The organism is Microbacterium sp. NPDC057407 (genome assembly GCF_042803895.1).
GTDB lineage: Bacteria > Actinomycetota > Actinomycetes > Actinomycetales > Microbacteriaceae > Microbacterium.
On record NZ_JBHVCA010000001.1, the window covers coordinates 604417 to 621710 of the forward strand.

Here is a 17294-nt window from a genome sequence, read left to right on the forward strand (position 1 = left end):
CCCATGTACGACGGCATCGTCCAAGACCTGATCGACGAGTTCGGGCGTCTCCCCGGCATCGGACCGAAGTCCGCTCAGCGCATCGCGTTCCACATCCTCCAGACCCCGAACTTCGACGTGTCGCACCTGGCGCAGCTCCTCGCCGAGGTGCGCGACAAGGTGCGGTTCTGCGAAGTGTGCGGGAACGTGTCCGAGCAGGATCGCTGCTCGATCTGCCGTGATCCGCGTCGCAACCAGTCGCTGATCTGCGTGGTCGAAGACGCCAAAGACGTCGCCGCGATCGAACGCACCCGGGAGTTCCGCGGGCTGTACCACGTGCTCGGCGGGGCGATCAGCCCGATCGCCGGCATCGGCCCCGACGACCTGCGCATCACCCAGCTCATGCAGCGGCTCGCCGACGGCACGGTGCAGGAGGTCATCCTCGCGACCAATCCCAATCTCGAGGGCGAGGCGACCGCCACCTACCTCAGCCGCCTGCTCCACACGCTCGAGATCTCGGTCACCCGGCTCGCGTCGGGACTGCCGGTGGGCGGCGACCTCGAGTACGCCGACGAGGTGACGCTCGGCCGGGCCTTCGAGGGCCGCCGCTCGGTCTGACCCCGTCCCGCCACGACGTCCGACAGGCGACCATGTCCGATATCGGCCGTAGATTGGCGGGCGTCCCCGTCGCCGCCGTCCGCTCCGGACGGCAGGCTTGAACCATGAGAGAGACGACGTGACCGCCCACGTGAGATCCGCCCGTGCCCGGAACGCGAAACCGGCGGTGACGAGATGAACGGCACCGTCCAGCGCTTCGACGCACGAGCGTGGGTGCTCTTCGCCATCATGGCCGTGGTCTGGGGCATCCCGTACCTGTTCATCAAGCAGGCGGTCGACTCCTATTCGCCGGCGGCCGTGGTCGCCGGCCGCACCCTCATCGGCGCGCTCATCCTCCTCCCGTTCGCCCTGCGGCAGCGGGCACTGCGCCCGGCGTTCTCGAAGATCGGCTGGGTGCTGGCTTTCGGCGCCATCGAGATGGCCGGTCCGTTCCTGCTCCTGGGGCACGCCGAGCAGACCCTGCCGTCGGGACTGACGGGACTTCTCGTCGCGACCGTTCCGCTGTTCGCCGCGCTCATCGCCTTCGGCGGCGGTGACCGCTCCGTGCTGCGCCCCGCTCGCGCGATCGGTCTCGTCGTCGGGTTCGCGGGCGTCGCCGTGATCGTCGCCGGTCCGGGACTGGCGATCGACGGCGGGGGAGGGCTCGTCGCGGTCGGCGAGGTGCTCCTCGTGGCCGTCCTCTATGCGATCGCGCCGTTCATCGTGGCCCGCAAGCTCGGCGACGTCCCGTCGCTCGGCACGATCACGCTCTCGCTCTTCGCCGTCGGCATCTTCTACCTGCCGATCGCGCTGCTCACCCAGCACGAGGTGCCCACCGTCGACAGCACCGTCGCGCTCGTCGCGCTCGGCGTCGTCTGCACCGCCATCGCGTTCATGGTGTTCTTCGCGCTGATCGCCCGGGTCGGACCCGTGCGCGCGCCGCTCTTCACCTACGTGAACCCCGTCGTGGCCATCGTGCTCGGCACAATCATCCTGAGCGAGCCGCTGACCGTCGGTCTCCTCATCGGCTTCCCGCTCGTCATCGCCGGATGCTGGCTGGCTGCGACGGGCGGCACCCTCCGCGCCCGCGACCACGACGGCGGGCCCGACCCCGTGCGCAGGCCCGAAACGGAGGCGGAGCTTCCGCCGGTCGCCCCCGGATGAGCGGGATCGGCGGCCCGCCCGGGCGGCGGTCACATGGCCGGGCGCGCATGGCCGCGTCCGTAAGATGGACGGAGGATGCGGCATCCCTCCGCCGCACCGTCGGATTCATCGCGCCGTCCACCGGCGCGAGCGGGAGTTGCACGTGGCGCTGATCGTCCAGAAGTACGGCGGGTCGTCGGTCGCGGACGCCGAGAGCATCAAGCGGGTCGCGAAGCGGATCGTCGACACCCGTCGTGCCGGTCATGACGTCGTGGTGGCCGTGAGCGCGATGGGCGACACCACAGACGAGCTGCTCGACCTCGCCGGGCAGGTCGCGCCCATCCCCGCGCCGCGGGAACTCGACATGCTGCTCTCCAGCGGAGAGCGGATCTCGATGGCGCTCCTCGCGATGGCGATCCACTCGATGGGCTTCGAGGCCCGCTCGTTCACCGGCAGCCAGGCGGGCATGATCACGACCGCCGACCACGGAGCCGCCCGCATCGTGGACGTGACCCCGATCCGCCTGCGCGAGGCCCTCGACGAGGGCGCGATCGTCATCGTCGCCGGGTTCCAGGGCTTCAACCGCGACACCCGCGACATCACCACGCTCGGCCGCGGTGGCACCGACACGACCGCGGTCGCGCTGGCCGCGGCGCTCGACGCCGACGCCTGCGAGATCTACAGCGACGTCGACGGCATCTTCACGGCCGACCCCCGCGTCGTCCCGAAGGCGCGCAAGCTCACGACCATCACCAGCGAAGAGATGCTCGAGCTGTCGGCCAACGGCGCGAAGGTCCTCTACATCCGCGCCGTCGAGTACGCGCGCCGCCACGGCGTGCTGATCCACGCGCGCTCGACGTTCAGCTCGGGCGTCGGCACCTATGTGCTCGGCCCGGGGATGAGCCTTCCCGACGGCGAACCAGGAGATGACATGGAAGAGCCCATCGTCGCGGGCGTCGCGACCGACCTCAGCCAGGCGAAGATCACGGTGATCGGCGTGCCCGACGTTCCCGGCAAGGCGGCCGAGATCTTCAAGGTCGTCGCGAAGTCCGGCGCGAACGTCGACATGATCGTGCAGAACGTGTCGGCCGCCGCCACCGGACGCACCGACATCTCATTCACCCTGCCGAAGACCGACGCCGCGACGGCTCTCAAGGCCCTCGCCGCCGACCAGGCCGAGGTCGGGTTCGAGAGCCTCGTCCACGACGACCAGATCGGAAAGCTCTCGGTGGTCGGGGCCGGGATGCGCACGCACTCCGGGGTGTCCGCCACGCTCTTCGAAGCCCTGAGCGTCTCGGGCATCAACATCGAGATGATCTCGACGTCCGAGATCCGCATCTCGGTCGTCGTCCGCGGCGACGACATCGCCGAGGCGGCCCGGGTCGTGCACACCGCGTACGGGCTCGACGGCGACGCCGACGCCGTCGTCTACGCCGGCACCGGCCGCTGACCGTCAGAAGTTAGGATTCAGCCATGACCCGCATCTCCGATTCAGGACTCTCCGTCGCCGTCGTCGGCGCCACCGGCCAGGTCGGCACCGTGATGCGCGAGATCCTCATCGAGCGCAACTTCCCGATCCGCGAGATCCGCCTGTTCGCGACCGCGCGCTCGGCGGGCACCGCCGTCGAGTTCGCCGGCGAGACGGTCGTCATCGAAGACGTCGCCACCGCCGACCCGTCGGGCATCGACATCGCGCTGTTCTCGGCCGGAGCCACGGGCAGCCGCGCCCACGCGCCCCGGTTCGCCGAGGCCGGCGCGCTGGTGATCGACAACTCCAGCGCGTGGCGCATGGATCCCGAGGTGCCGCTCGTGGTCAGCGAGGTGAATCCCCACGCGATCGCCGAGGCGAAGAAGGGGATCGTCGCCAACCCCAACTGCACGACCATGGCCGCCATGCCCGTGCTCAAGGTCCTCGACGCCGAAGCGGGCCTCGAGCGCCTCATCGTCTCGACCTACCAGGCGGTGAGCGGATCGGGTCTCGCCGGTGCGCAGGAGCTGCTCGGCCAGGTCGAGGGGGTGCTGGCGCAGGGCCGCACGCTCGACCTCGTGCACGACGGCGCCGCCGTCGACTTCCCCCAGCCCGAGAAGTACGTCGCGCCGATCGCGTTCGATGTGATCCCGCTGGCCGGCAACCTGGTCGACGACGGCCTCAATGAGACCGACGAGGAGAAGAAGCTCCGCAACGAGAGCCGCAAGATCCTCGAGCTGCCCGACCTGCGGGTCGCCGGCACCTGCGTGCGCGTGCCGGTCTTCACCGGTCACTCGCTGTCGATCCACGCCGAGTTCGCGCGCGACATCACCCCCGAACGGGCCCGCGACATCCTCGCCTCGGCTCCGGGCGTCGCGCTCGAAGATGTGCCCACGCCGCTTCAGGCCGCGGGCAACGACCCCAGCTACGTCGGACGCATCCGTGCCGACCAGTCCGCGCCCGAGGGCAAGGGCCTGGTGCTGTTCATCTCGAACGACAACCTGCGCAAGGGCGCGGCGCTCAACGCCGTGCAGATCGCCGAGGTCGTGGCGGCCTCGCTCGGCGCACGCGCCTGACGAGGCATCCGTTCCCCCTTTTCCTCGCACGCAAGAACGGCGGTTCTTGCGGTGCGCCGGGCAGGGCGGCGGCCGGAGGGATGCCTCAGCCGAACTAGAATCGTCGGGTGACCGAAACGCCCACCGACGCTCTGCCTCACCCTGACGACAGCGACCTCCCCGAGGGCACGTTCGACGTGGTCCTCATCGGCGGCGGGATCATGAGCGCCACGCTCGGGACGCTGCTGCAGGAGCTGCAGCCGTCGTGGAGGATCGCGGTGCTCGAGCGGCTGTCGGATGTCGCCCTCGAGAGCTCGAATGCCTGGAACAACGCCGGCACCGGCCACGCGGCGCTGTGCGAGCTCAATTACACGCCCGAGGGCAAGGACGGCTCGATCGACCCGACCAAGGCGGTGTCGATCAACGAGCAGTTCCAGCAGAGCCGGCAGCTGTGGGCGTCGCTCGTCGAAGCCGGCGTGCTCGACGGCGCCTCGACCTTCATCAACTCCGCCCCGCACATGACGTTCGTGCGCGGTGAGAAGGACGTCGCGTATCTGAAGAAGCGCTACGAGGCGCTCAAGGACCAGCCCCTGTTCGCGGGGATGGAGTACAGCGAGGACTCGCGCGTCATCAACCAGTGGGCGCCCCTGCTCATGCAGAAGCGCCGCAAGGGCGAGCCGTTCGCCGCGACGCGGGTGCCCTCCGGCACCGACGTGGACTTCGGCTCCTTGACGCGTCAGCTGCTCGCGCACCTGGCCGAGAACGGCGCCGACGTGCGCACGAACACCGAGGTGCGCGGCCTCAAGCGCCTCTCCGACGGCACCTGGGGCGTGAAGTTCCGGCGCACCGTCGGCCGCACGCCCGGTGAGCTGCGCGCCCGCTTCGTCTTCGTCGGCGCCGGCGGCTGGGCCCTCAAGCTGCTGCAGAAGTCCGGCATCCCCGAGATCAAGGGCTACGGCGTCTTCCCGATCGGCGGGCAGTTCCTCCAGACCACGAACCCCGCGATCGTCGCCCAGCACAAGGCCAAGGTGTACTCGCAGGCCTCGGTCGGCGCACCGCCGATGTCGGTGCCGCACCTCGACACGCGTGTCGTCGACGGCGAGGCATCCCTCCTGTTCGGTCCGTTCGCGACCTTCAGTCCGAAGTTCCTCAAGAACGGATCGATCCTCGACATCGTCACCCAGGTGCGCGCGCACAATCTCGGGCCGATGCTGAAGGTGGCGTGGGACAACCCGTCGCTCATCTCCTACCTCGTGGGCGAGCTGCTCAAGAACCACCGCAAGAAGGTCGACAGCCTGCGCACCTTCATGCCGACCGCGAAGGACGAGGACTGGACGCTCATCCAGGCCGGTCAGCGCGCCCAAGTGATGAAGAAGGACCCCGAGAAGGGGGGCGTGCTGCAGTTCGGCACCGAGGTCGTCACCGGCGCCGACGGCACGATCGCCGGCCTCCTCGGTGCGTCGCCCGGAGCCTCCACCGCCGTCTCCATCATGCTCGGCCTCCTGAAGACGTGCTTCCCGGACCGCATCGACGGCTGGGAGCCGCGCCTGCGCGAGCTCATCCCCAGCTACGGCGAGACCCTGAACACGCGTCCCGACGTGGCCGAGGAGACGCTCGCGAAGACCGCGGAGGCGCTGGCGCTCACCGCCTGACGCCCGGTGGTGCCTCCCGCGCCGGTCGCTCCGCGACTTCCGTAGACTCGCCGGGTGGCCAAACTGTACTTCCGCTACGGCGCGATGAACTCCGGCAAGTCCACGTCGCTGCTGCAGGCCGCCTACAACTACGAGGAGCGCGGGCAGCACGTGCTGCTGGCCAAGCCCGAGGTCGACACCAAGGGCGCCGACCAGATCTCCAGCCGCCTCGGCGTCCAGCGCACCGTCGACTTCCTCATCGGTCCTGACGCCGACCTGCGGGCGCTGTTCGCCCAGCATCGGGCACGCGTGCAGTCGCGGGCCGAAGACGCCCTCATCCCCGAGTCGGCGGCGACCGGAGCCGCCCCCGACGTCGCGTGCCTGCTCATCGACGAAGCGCAGTTCCTCACCCCTGCCCAGGTCAACGACCTGCTCCGGATCGTCGTCCTCGACGGCATCCCGGTGCTCGCCTACGGGATCCGCACCGACTTCCAGACGCAGGCGTTCCCGGGATCGCGTCGACTGCTCGAGCTGGCGCACAGTCTCGAAGAGCTCAAGACCATCTGCCGCTGCGGACGCAAGGCGCTCTTCAACGCCCGCCTGGTGGGCGGCCGGTTCGTCTTCGACGGCGACCAGGTGGCCATCGACGAGCTCTCCGCCGACCGCGTCACGTACGAGTCGATGTGCGCCGAGTGCTATCTGCGCGAGTCGGGCGGGCGAATCCTGGGCGGCTGACCCGTCGGGCGGCCGACCGGTCAGGGCGGTTGACCCGTCGGGGCAGTCCGGGCCACCGTCGTAGGCTGGGGGAATGCGAGTACTCCTGACCGGCGGCGCCGGCTACATCGGCGCGCACACGGCGATCGCCCTCATCGAGGCCGGCCATGACGTGCTGATCATCGACGACATGTCGGGGACCAGCGTCGAAGCGGTCCGACGGGTCGAGCGGATCACCGGCGCGACGGTCCCGACCCTCGTGGCCGACGTGAGAGACGTCGACGCGCTCACGGCTTTCGTCCGCGAGCACGCTCCCGTGGACGCGGTCGTGCACCTGGCCGGGCTGAAGGCGGTCGGCGAGTCGGTGGCCGAGCCGGTGCGCTACTACGACGTCAACGTCGGCACCTCGATCGCTCTGCTGAAGGTCATGGCCGCCGAGGGCATCCACACGATCGTCTTCTCCAGTTCGGCGACCGTCTACGGCACACCCGAGGCGCTCCCGCTGACCGAGGACTCGCCGACCGGCATCGACCTCGCGAATCCCTATGGCAAGACCAAGCGGATCATCGAGGAGATCATCTCCGACGCGGCGGCCGCGGATCCGCAGTTGCGCGCGGTGAGCCTGCGCTACTTCAACCCCGTGGGCGCGCACCCCTCCGGTCTCATCGGCGAGGACCCGCACGGCATCCCGAACAACCTCATGCCGTTCGTCTCCCGGGTGGCCATCGGCGCCCTTCCCGAGGTGGCGGTGTTCGGGTCCGACTACGACACACCCGACGGCACCGGCCTCCGCGACTACATCCACGTCAGCGACCTCGCCTCGGGTCACGTCGCCGCTCTGGAGCAGGCATCGCCCGGCTACGAGGTGTACAACCTCGGCACCGGCGAGCCCGTGAGCGTGCTCGAGCTCATCGCGGCGTTCGAGCGTGCCAGCGGTCGCGACATCCCTCGCCGGGTGGCGCCGCGCCGCCCAGGCGACGTCGCCGCCACGTACGCCGACCCGGCGAAGGCCCAGCGCGAGCTCGGCTGGTCGACCCGCCTCACGATCGACGACGCCTGCCGCGACTACTGGACGTGGCAGACGCAGAACCCGAACGGCTACGCGGGAGCCTGACGCCGGCTTCGGCGGCGGGGGAGCGGCACCAGCATCGATGTCGAGCGCTGGTACTCCGCGTACGCGGGGTACTTCGAGGCGGAGATCGACTCCGTGAAGATCGTCGACCCGATGAAGAGCGCCGTCAGCAGCGCGGGGCCGATGATCGTCCAGTTGAGCCAGCCGCCGCCGGTGAGCGCGGCGGCGACCGCCCCGATCGCGTAGAACGTCCACCACTGCGCCTGCTCGAAGAAGAAGTTCGGGTGCCGACTGAAGGCGAAGAGGCCGGTGGCGACGAATCCCGGCTCGAGGGTGCCGCCGGCGCGCTTCTTCGCCTGGTGGAAGTCCCACTGCTGCTGGTCCGCGATGAACTCACCGACCAGGAACGCGGCGAACAGGAGGCCGAACGCGACATCCCAGCCCGAGAGGGCTGACGGATGCTGCCACGCGATGTATGCCGGAAGGGTGATCAGCACGAGAAGGGCGTTCTGATACAGCACGATGAACAGCAGGTTGAAGACCTGGAACTGCCGCGGCGTCATGCGTTCGCGGAGGATCGCCCACCGATAGTCCTCCATGCCGGTGTAGCCGCCCTTGCGGGCGAAGTTGAACGTGAGCCGCGCGCCCCATGCGGTGACCAGGACCGCCATGAGGAGGAGCCGGGCCGGGTCCTGCCCGGTCGTGATCGCCGCGCCCGCGAAGATCCAGACATAGACGACGGGCACGACCGACCAGAGCCGGTCGACCCACGAGGTGTCGGCGGTGAGGAGCGACGCGATCCAGCAGAACGCCGACGCGGCCGCCGCGACCATGAGGACGATGACGAGGGGGTCCATGGCGTCAGAGTAGCCCTTGCATGTGGTCGGACCACACGATAGTGTGGTCCGACCACAGGAGGTGTCCATGCCCGAAGCACGCGCTTGGCAGGTCGTCCTCGAGCGCATCGAAACCGATCTCCTCGAAGGGCGACTTCGTCCCGGCGACCGGCTGCCGCCCGAGCGCGAGCTGGCGGCGAACCTCGGCGTCGGTCGGTCGAGCGTCCGCGAGGCCCTCCGGGTGCTCGAGGTCATGGGGCTCATCCGCACCGGCACCGGCTCGGGGCCCTCGTCGGGGGCGATCATCATCGCCACTCCGCAGGGAGGGCTGTCGGCGCTCCTGCGTCTGCAGGTCGCCGCACAGGGCTTCCCGTTCGACGATGTGGTGCGCACCCGACTCGTGCTCGAGTCGGCTGTCGTCGATGCCCTCGCCGACGACGAGACGCGCGACATCCGCGCCGCGCGCGAGGTGGTCGACGCGATGGATGCCGCCGATCTCACCCCCGCCGAGTTCCTCGTCCTGGACGCCCAGTTGCATCTGGCGCTGGCCGAGGCATCCGGAAATCTCGTCATCGCCGCGATGATGGCGGGCCTTCGCAGCGCGATCGAGACCTACGTGCGCGCGGGCGCCGAGGCGATCGGGGACTGGGATGCCACGGCCGCACGCCTCCGCGCCGAGCATCGTGCGATCCTCGGCGCCGTCGACGGCGGCGATGCCGCCACCGCGCGCACGCTGATCCACGCCCACATCACGGGCTACTACGCCGAAGCGGGCCTCGCCCGCGGCACGACCTGAAGGAACGACATCACATGGTCCAGCGCCAGCTGCCCCATCCCGCCGAGCTGCTCGAGCTGATGCGGTTCAAGAAGCCCGAGTTCAACGGCAGGAAGCGCCGCCTCGACGCGGCACTCACGATCTACGACCTCCGCGCGATCGCGAAGCGGCGCACGCCGAAGGCGGCGTTCGACTACACCGACGGCGCGGCCGAGGGCGAGCTGTCGCTCGCCCGTGCGCGCCAGGCGTTCGAAGACATCGAGTTCCACCCGGGCATCCTCCGTCCCGCGCCCGAGGTCGACACGTCAGTGGAGATCCTCGGCGGTCCGAGTGCGCTGCCGTTCGGGATCGCCCCCACCGGCTTCACCCGCCTCATGCAGACGGAGGGGGAGGCGGCAGGTGCATCGGCCGCGGGTGCCGCCGGCATCCCGTTCACACTGTCGACCCTCGGCACGACCTCGATCGAGGGCGTCAAGGCCGCGAACCCGCACGGGCGCAACTGGTTCCAGCTGTACGTGATGCGCGACCGCGAGATCTCCTATGGCCTCGCGCGGCGCGCCGCCGAGGCCGGTTTCGACACGCTGCAGTTCACCGTCGACACGCCCGTGGCGGGGGCGCGTCTGCGCGACAAGCGCAACGGGTTCTCGATTCCGCCGCAGCTGACCGTGGGGACCATCGTGAACGCCATCCCGCGACCGTGGTGGTGGTACGACTTCCTCACCACCCCGAAACTGGAGTTCGCCTCGCTGTCGACCACGGGCGGGACCGTGGGCGAGCTGCTGAACTCGGCGATGGATCCGACGATCAGCTACGACGACCTGGCCGTGATCCGTGACCTGTGGCCCGGGAAGATCGTCGTCAAGGGCGTGCAGAACGTCGAGGACTCCGTGCGGCTGGTCGACGCCGGGGTCGACGGCATCATCCTGTCCAACCACGGCGGTCGTCAGCTGGACCGGGCGCCGATTCCGTTCCACCTGCTGCCGAAGGTGGTGCAGGAGGTGGGCAAGGACGCCACCGTGATGATCGACACGGGCATCATGAACGGCGCCGACATCGTGGCCTCGATCGCGCTCGGGGCGAAGTTCACCCTGATCGGCCGTGCCTACCTGTACGGTCTGATGGCCGGCGGACGTGCCGGGGTCGACCGCACGATCGCCATCCTCCGCGACGAGATCGAGCGCACGATGAAGCTCCTCGGTCTCGCGACCCTCGCCGAGCTCGAGCCGACGCACGTCACGCAGCTGACCCGCCTGATGCCGTTGGCCGGTGCCCCCGCGGAAGCGATGGGCGGGGGAGCGCCGCGGGTGCGTGCCACGGCCGGGGCGGCGAAAGGCCGGGCGCGGGCTTGAGCCGAGGTCAGCGGGAGGGCAGCGTCGGGATCAGGCCGTCGAGGAAATCGGCGGTCTCTTCCCAGCCGTCCACCGCCTGGCACGCGACTCCCATGGCCAGCACAGGATAGTCGTTGCCGTCGGGGTCGAGGCGATCGCCGACGAACAGCATGTCGTCGAGCTCGATCCCGGTCTGCGCCGCGAGCTGTCGCATGCCGTAAGCCTTGTCGATCCCGCGGTGGGTGATGTCGACGGAGGTGGAGCCGCCGGAGCGCACCTCGAGGTCGGGAAGGCGCTCGGCGACCGCGGCGCGCAGAGCGTTCTTCTTCTCGCCCGTCGGATCCCATGCGGTCTTGGCGTCCAGCGGGGCGCGCTGCCCGAGCGCCGAGAACGTGATCTGCGAACCACGGTCTTCGAGGATGTCTCCCCACGTCTCGGCTTCCCACAGGCCGAGCCGCCGCGCTTCTTCTTCGACGGCGGTCAGCGCGCGCGTCTTCTGGTCGTCGGTGAGGGAGTGCGCATAAACCGTGACCACTCCGTCGGCGGTGAGGCGGTAATACTGGGTGCCGCACGTGGGGAGCAGGTGCAGTCGCGAGAGGGCGCCGGCCGAGGCATCCGGCAGCCGGTCGACCACCTGAGCGGTGAACTGGGCGAGCTGCCCGCCGGAGATGATCGCCACCTCGACGCGCTCGGCGAGGGCCACGAGGAGATCGCCGATGCGCGGGTCGATGGCGCTCTTCGAGGGTGCCAGCGTGTCGTCGAGGTCGAAGGCGACGAGGCGAGGAGTCTTCACTGTGCTCCTCGCCTCGTCACTCTCATTCGGTCGGGGTGACAGGATTTGAACCTGCGGCCTCGTCGTCCCGAACGACGCGCGCTACCAAGCTGCGCCACACCCCGTTTTGCAACCCTCCGAGTCTAACCGATCGGACGCTGTGCTCCGAACCGTCGTCGGCGCATCGCGATCAGAGCCGCCCCGACGGCGAGGAGGAGCGCGGCTCCTCCGGCCAGCGGACCGATCGTGGTCTCGTCGAGCCCGGTCGCGGGCAGCGTGCCGGGGGTCGCCGAAGGCTCGTCCGACGGCGGGAAGGCCGGGGGGATCATGGTCGGCGTGGGATTCGGAGTGCTGTCGGGCGTCGGAGTCGGCGAGGGGCTGGGCGCCGGTTCCGACACCCGCGATGTTTCGTTCTCGATGCCGCACGCCCCGAGGTGCACCAGTCGACCGGCGGTGTCGACCGCGCGTTCCTGCCAGTAGTACGTTCCCGCCGTCTCCACGCCCGGCGAGGTCACGACCGTCTCACCCGGCGTGCTGACCGCCACGGGCTCGCTGGTCCAGATCAGGTTCTCGGGCACGCAGGTGTCGGCCGGCGCAACGCCGTCGACCGCGCGGTACACGCTGCCGGTCAGGGTCACGCCACCGGCCGGAATCGGGCCTCGCACCACGATGGTGTCGAAGATCGAGTCGCCGGTCGACGCCTCCGCCTGCGCCTTCGTCGTGATGTCGGGAACCATGACGATCTGGCTCGGCACCCCCCACCGCTCGGTCCACGAGTACCCGCCGGCCAGACGGGAGGCGACCTCGTCGGACTGGTTCTCACGCCGGATCGTCCACACCGCGGTGTAGTAGCCGGGGCGATCCATGCCCCAATCGGACGCGACGCGATACGCGCCGGGGCCTTCCTCGGCCGTCGTCACCAGTTCCAGACGTCCCGCGAGCGACGCATCGGCGGGCATCGGCTGGCCCTCCTCGGGGGCTGCGTCGGTGACGTACACGTCCGCTTCCGCCCGAAGGGCCGCGTAGCCCCCGTTCGAGCGCGGCCACGTTCCATCGACGGCCTGCACGTCCACGAGGTCCGTGAACGCGCCTCCGGCGGCATACGGCGAGACGACGTTCGTGGTGATCGAGGGCGTGAAGGGGGTGACGCGGGGCGCGGCATCCGTCGTCTTGGCCTGCAGGACGACCTCGCCGCCCGGACCGGCGGTGTCTTGCGCCTGCGGGGTCGTGAAGAGGCGGACCGCGGCGGCGGGCCCGGCGGTGAATCGCGCCGACGCGGAGACGGTGACCGGAGCGCCCTCCGAAGCGGGCGTGGCTCGGATCGGGTAGGCGACGCCGGTGCGGGCGCTGCCGAGCGTGCGCTTGCCGTTCGCGACGAACACGGCGTTGGTCAGGGTGATCTTGCCGGTGGCGGCCGCGCCGGAGTCGACCCGCACGGTGCCGGAGGTGGGCGCGGCGGGATCGGTGGTGAGACGGATGCGCGCGGCAGAAGTGACCGGCTTCGCCCGCGTGGCCTCGGCGTAGTAGGCCACTGCCTTGTCTTGGATGGCCTTGTTGTGCTGCGGCGACAGACTCGAGAAGGTCCAGTTCACGGCGCCCGCCAGCGAGTCGCCCGGATAGCCGTAGGCGTGGAGGGTGCGGTTCCAGTCCGCGACGGCCTTCACCGCCCACGACACGGCGGCCGCCTGCACGGGGTCGGTCGTCTGGCCGTACTTGGTGACGATCACGTTGATGCCGGTCAGCTGAGCGGGCGAGAGCCCCGCCGCGTTCCCGGTGATGCCGCGGTCGGTGGAGGGTCCGACCGGAGTCGCCGCGCCCGGGGTGATGCAGTACGTGTGCACGCCGCCCACCAGCATGGACCCGTGCCACCCGTAGGCGGACGTCGGCGCCCACGTGCCGAACCCGGCGCCCTGGGACGCAGCCTGCGCGGGCGCGGCGCCGACCAGGCCCGTCACGAGCGCGAGGACGACAGCGAGGAGCGCCGCCCAGATGCGAGCGTCGGTCGCGCGGCGAGAGGAGGAGTTGTCGGAAGGGGAGGGGGCATGGTTTCGTGGCATGCCCCCGATCCTGCGAGGTCGGGAGGTGGCGGATCCGGTCGGGAGCCGACTCGGTGGAGGAGGGCGCGGGGTTCCGGCTTGTGGAGGAGGGTCGGCTGCGCCCTACGGGCGCGGCGTGAGCACGATCATCGACGCTTCCGGACGACAGGCGAATCGCACCGGGGCGTAGATCGAATGCCCCAGCCCGGCGCTCACGTTCAGCGGGACGACGCGGCCGTCGTGGCGCCAGGTGCTCAAGCCGCGGGCCTGGCGCAGGGGGATATCGCAGTTCGCGACGAGAGCGGCGGGGGAGCCCGGGATCCGCACCTGGCCGCCGTGCGTGTGACCGCCCAAGATGAGGTCGGCGCCCAGCGAGGTGAAGCCGTCCAGCACCCGCCGGTAGGGCGCGTGAGTCACGCCCAGCGTGAGGTCGGGTGCGGGACCCCGCCCACGGACGCCCGACACCAGGTCGGGCAGCAGATCCAGCCGGTCCCAGTCGCGGTGGGCGTCGCTCACACCGAAGGCGGCGATGCGGTGGCCCGCGGCATCCGCCGACGCGGCAGCGTTGTTGAGATCGTGCCAGCCCAGATCGTCGGTGAGATAACCGTCGAGCGCCTGCGTGTCGAGCGGCTCCGCGGTCTGCAGGCTCTTCGCCTTCGACGGTCCGGCGAAGTACTTGAAGGGGTTGCGTGGTGACGGCGCGACGTGGTCGTTGGAGCCGTGCACGAAGAAGCCGGGCACGCCCCGCAGCGGATCGAACGCGGCCCGGAGGCCGCGGAGCCCTTCGACGTGGCCGAGGTTGTCACCGGTGTTGATGACGAGGTCGGGCTCGAGCTCGGCGAGGCCGGCGATCCACCGCTGCTTGCGACGCTGCCACGGCGCCATGTGGGCGTCGGAGACGTGGAGGATGCGCAGCGGCCGAGCGCCGGCAGGGAGCACCGCCAGTTCGTGCCAGCGCACCGTGAACAGGTGCCGTTCGACGCCGATGCCCCATGCCGCAGCCGCGGCGCCGACCGCCCCCACCGCGCTGAGCGCGATGAGGGCGGGGCGGGAGACGTCTCTCGCGGTCGGCACTAGTCGTTACCGCCGCCGCCACCGCCGCCGCAGTTGCGTGCGACGTAGTCGACGGTGATCGCCGCGTTGCGGTTGACGACCGTGCCGGCGCCCGGTGTGGTGCCGGTCGCACGGCCCTCCTCCGGTGCGTCCTTGTCTTCGTCGCACGACTCGCGCACGTTTCCGAACCCGGCCGAACGGAGTTCGCCGATCGCGTCGCCACGGCTCTGGCCGGAGACGTCGGGCACCGCGATGCCCTGTCCGTTGCTGGGGCTGATCGTGACGGTCGTGCCGCCGGCGACCATGCCCGCACCCGGGCTCTGGGCCGCGACGAGGCCCGCCGCCATGTCGGAGTCGACCGGCGAGCCGTCGATCACCTGGAAGCCGGCGCTCTGCAGGATGCCGCGCGCCTCGTCCATCGACCTGCCCACGACGTTGGGCAGCTCGGTGAGGACCTGGCGGGACAGGTTGCCGTCGGGTCCGGGGAAGTTGGTCCCCGGATAGAACTGGTTGGCCATGCGCTGGAGCCCCGAGGCCAGGACGTACCGCAGGTTGTTCAGCGTGCGACCGGCGTACCACTGGTTGCGCAGCTGGATCTCCCCTTCGGCGTTGCCGACCCACGCGGCCGTGGTGACGGCCGTGCTGGACTCGATCATCCAGGTCTGGGTCTCTTCGTGCGTGCCGGTCTTGCCGATCAGCGGCGTGCCGTCGTAGGGGTTGGCCTGGTTGCCCGTTCCGCCCCGCATGACGCCTTCCAGCGCGTACGCGGCCGTGGCTGCCACCGCGGGGTCGATGACCTGGCTGCAGGAGCGCTTCGGCTTCGCGAGCTCGTTCCCCTCGGAGTCGACGACGCGATCGATCGCCTGGGGCTCGCAGTAGATTCCCTTGTTCGCGATGGTCGCGTAGGCGCCGGCCATCGCCATCGGCGACACCGCGTCGGAGCCGATGACCTGGTTCGGGCCGATCATCGAGATCTCTTTGCCCGTGGCCAGAGTCACGCCCATCTTCGTGGCGGCCTTGCCGATGTCGCAGAGGTCGAGCTCGGCGGCCATCGCCATGAAGCCGGTGTTCAGCGACTGGCGGGTGAACTGCATCGGCGTTCCGACGTAGCCGCTCTGGTTGTTGAAGTTCTTCGGGTTGTAGGTGGTGTTGTAGTAGGCCGGGTTGTTCACGCACGAGTCGGGGAACTCGGGGATGATGCGGTTGCGGCCGTTGATCACCTCGTTGACGGAGTGGCCCTTCTCGAGCCAGTCCACGAGCGTGAACAGCTTGAACGTCGACCCGGCGTTGAAGCCGTCGGACTGCCCGAACTGGCGGTTTCCGGCGAACACGATGGACGAGTAGTTGTTGTCGTCGGTGATCGACTCGCTGAACTTCGTGTTCTGCGCGATGGAGAGGATGCGGCCGGTGGTCGCCTCGATGCTCACCGTGGCGGCACCGAACTTGCCGCCCTCGACGGACGTCGGCGCGTTGGCGTTCATGGCGGTCTGAGCCTCGTACTGCAGGCGCATGTCGGCCGTGACGTAGACGTTGAGACCGCCGCGTCGGAGGTTCTCGGTGCGCTCCTCGGGGGTCGCGCCGAACGCCGGGTCGCGCTCGATGACGTAGCGCACGTACTGGCAGAAGTACTCGAGGTTGGTGGCGGCGGCGCACCCCGTCTTCGGAGCGGTGATGTTCGGCACGATCGGTTCGATGACCGCCGCGTCGTACTGCTCCTGCGTGATCTTGCCGTCGTCGAGCATGCGGCTGAGCACGTACAGCTGGCGCCCCTTGGTCGCGCTGTAGCCGTCGGCCGCGGCGACGTACTGCTCCTGGGTGATCTCGCCGGCCTCGAGCTTCGAGGTGAGGGCCGCGATCTGCTGGGGGTTGACGTCGTCGATCAGACCGTCGGCGGCCTTGTTGTAGCCGACGCCGTCGCCGTCGAAGATCGACCCCGTCGGCTTGTCGATGCGGTACGTGTTCGGGTTCTGCACGATGCCGGCGAGGGTCGCGGCCTGGCCGAGCGAGAGGTCCTTGGCCGCCACGCCGAAGTAGTACTTCGCGGCGGCGTCGATGCCGTACGTCGTGCCGCCGAAGTTCGCGATGTTGAGGTATCCGAGGAGAATGTCCTCCTTGTCGTACTTCTGCTCCAGCGAGATGGCGTAGCGCATCTCCTGGAGCTTGCGCTGGATGCCGTCGGAGCCCTCGGCCGTGGTCGCCTGGGTCCAGCAGTCGAGCTTGGCCTGATCGAGGGTCTTCTCGACGACGGGCGCGCCATCCTCGTCGAGGACGACCTCGCCGTTGTCGTCCTTCTTGTAGACGGTCTCGGCTTCGGCCTCGCAGCGCTGGACGAGGATGTTCTTGACGTACTGCTGGCTGATCGTCGACCCGCCCTGGGTCTCGCCGCCGCCCTGGATGTTCGACAGCACGGCGCGGGTCGTTCCGATGAGGTCGACGCCGCCATGCTGGTAGTAGCGAGGGTCTTCGCTGGAGAGGATGGCGTCGTACATGACGGGCGCGATCTCGTTGTATTCGACGGGAGAGCGGTTCTGGTCGTAGAACTGCGTCATCTCGACGTACTCGTCCTTCGTGGGGTCGGCCTTCACCCACAGGGTCGTCGGGAGCATCAGCTTGTCGATGTCGAGAACGCTCGGCAGATTGTCGAACATCGTGATGGCGCTCGAGGCGGCGGCACCCGACAACGCGATCCCCGGAGTGACCGTCGCGGCCACGAGGACACCGGCGACGGCGCTGAGGCCGACGAGGCCGGCGAGACCGCCGAGCACACCGCTAGCCGATCGATTGGTATCAGGCATAGGGTTGATCGTAAGGGAACTACCTGGGCGATTCCCTGAC

14 protein-coding genes and 1 tRNA gene are annotated in these 17294 nt (G+C 69.7%); 9 read left to right on the forward strand and 6 right to left on the reverse strand.

Going from position 1 to position 17294, the window contains the following annotated elements; genetic code table 11:
- Positions 1–3 precede the first annotated feature (3 nt).
- From recR to galE, 7 genes are all read left to right on the forward strand, one after another.
- Positions 4–597, forward strand: coding sequence for a recombination mediator RecR (gene recR, locus ACFUTX_RS02910; protein WP_378860685.1), 594 nt, complete (start codon positions 4–6; stop codon positions 595–597).
- Positions 598–771: 174 nt separating this feature from the next.
- Positions 772–1740 (forward strand): DMT family transporter, encoded by a 969-nt coding sequence (locus tag ACFUTX_RS02915; protein ID WP_378860686.1) that lies wholly within the window; start codon positions 772–774, stop codon positions 1738–1740.
- Positions 1741–1882: 142 nt separating this feature from the next.
- On the forward strand, positions 1883–3169 hold the full coding sequence (locus ACFUTX_RS02920; protein WP_378860687.1) for an aspartate kinase: 1287 nt from the start codon (positions 1883–1885) through the stop codon (positions 3167–3169).
- Positions 3170–3192: 23 nt separating this feature from the next.
- Positions 3193–4263, forward strand: coding sequence for an aspartate-semialdehyde dehydrogenase (locus tag ACFUTX_RS02925; protein ID WP_378860688.1), 1071 nt, complete (start codon positions 3193–3195; stop codon positions 4261–4263).
- 131 nt (positions 4264–4394) lie between these two features.
- Positions 4395–5894, forward strand: coding sequence for a malate:quinone oxidoreductase (locus tag ACFUTX_RS02930; protein ID WP_378861051.1), 1500 nt, complete (start codon positions 4395–4397; stop codon positions 5892–5894).
- Positions 5895–5948: 54 nt separating this feature from the next.
- Entirely contained in the window at positions 5949–6608 is a 660-nt protein-coding gene (locus ACFUTX_RS02935) for a thymidine kinase (protein WP_378860689.1), read from the forward strand.
- Between the two features lie 73 nt (positions 6609–6681).
- Complete coding sequence (gene galE, locus ACFUTX_RS02940) at positions 6682–7701, forward strand: UDP-glucose 4-epimerase GalE (RefSeq protein ID WP_378860690.1); 1020 nt, start codon at positions 6682–6684, stop codon at positions 7699–7701.
- Here galE and ACFUTX_RS02945 read toward each other — a convergent pair.
- Positions 7686–8516 (reverse strand): DUF1295 domain-containing protein, encoded by an 831-nt coding sequence (locus tag ACFUTX_RS02945; protein WP_378860691.1) that lies wholly within the window; start codon positions 8514–8516, stop codon positions 7686–7688. The two genes, galE and ACFUTX_RS02945, sit on opposite strands and share 16 nt — an antisense overlap.
- Positions 8517–8583: 67 nt before the next feature.
- Between ACFUTX_RS02945 and ACFUTX_RS02950 the strand changes: the two genes are divergently transcribed.
- Both ACFUTX_RS02950 and ACFUTX_RS02955 read left to right on the forward strand, forming a co-directional pair.
- The gene (locus tag ACFUTX_RS02950; protein WP_378860692.1) at positions 8584–9291 is read left to right on the forward strand and encodes a FadR/GntR family transcriptional regulator; all 708 of its coding nucleotides are present in this window, start codon (positions 8584–8586) and stop codon (positions 9289–9291) included.
- A gap of 14 nt (positions 9292–9305) precedes the next feature.
- A complete protein-coding gene (locus ACFUTX_RS02955) occupies positions 9306–10619 on the forward strand; it encodes an alpha-hydroxy-acid oxidizing protein (RefSeq protein ID WP_378860693.1) in 1314 nt (437 codons plus the stop codon).
- A gap of 7 nt (positions 10620–10626) precedes the next feature.
- Here the strand turns inward: ACFUTX_RS02955 and ACFUTX_RS02960 are convergent, their stop codons facing one another.
- The 5 genes from ACFUTX_RS02960 to ACFUTX_RS02980 form a co-directional block, all read right to left on the reverse strand.
- On the reverse strand, positions 10627–11391 hold the full coding sequence (locus ACFUTX_RS02960) for an HAD-IIB family hydrolase (RefSeq protein ID WP_378860694.1): 765 nt from the start codon (positions 11389–11391) through the stop codon (positions 10627–10629).
- Between the two features lie 30 nt (positions 11392–11421).
- Positions 11422–11495, reverse strand: a tRNA-Pro gene (locus ACFUTX_RS02965).
- An 18-nt stretch (positions 11496–11513) separates the two neighbouring features.
- Complete coding sequence (locus tag ACFUTX_RS02970) at positions 11514–13427, reverse strand: LPXTG cell wall anchor domain-containing protein (RefSeq protein ID WP_378860695.1); 1914 nt, start codon at positions 13425–13427, stop codon at positions 11514–11516.
- Between the two features lie 102 nt (positions 13428–13529).
- Positions 13530–14480 (reverse strand): metallophosphoesterase, encoded by a 951-nt coding sequence (locus tag ACFUTX_RS02975; RefSeq protein WP_378860696.1) that lies wholly within the window; start codon positions 14478–14480, stop codon positions 13530–13532.
- Positions 14480–17254, reverse strand: coding sequence for a transglycosylase domain-containing protein (locus ACFUTX_RS02980; protein ID WP_378860697.1), 2775 nt, complete (start codon positions 17252–17254; stop codon positions 14480–14482). The genes ACFUTX_RS02975 and ACFUTX_RS02980 overlap by 1 nt, the downstream gene beginning before the upstream one ends.
- Positions 17255–17294: the final 40 nt, after the last annotated feature.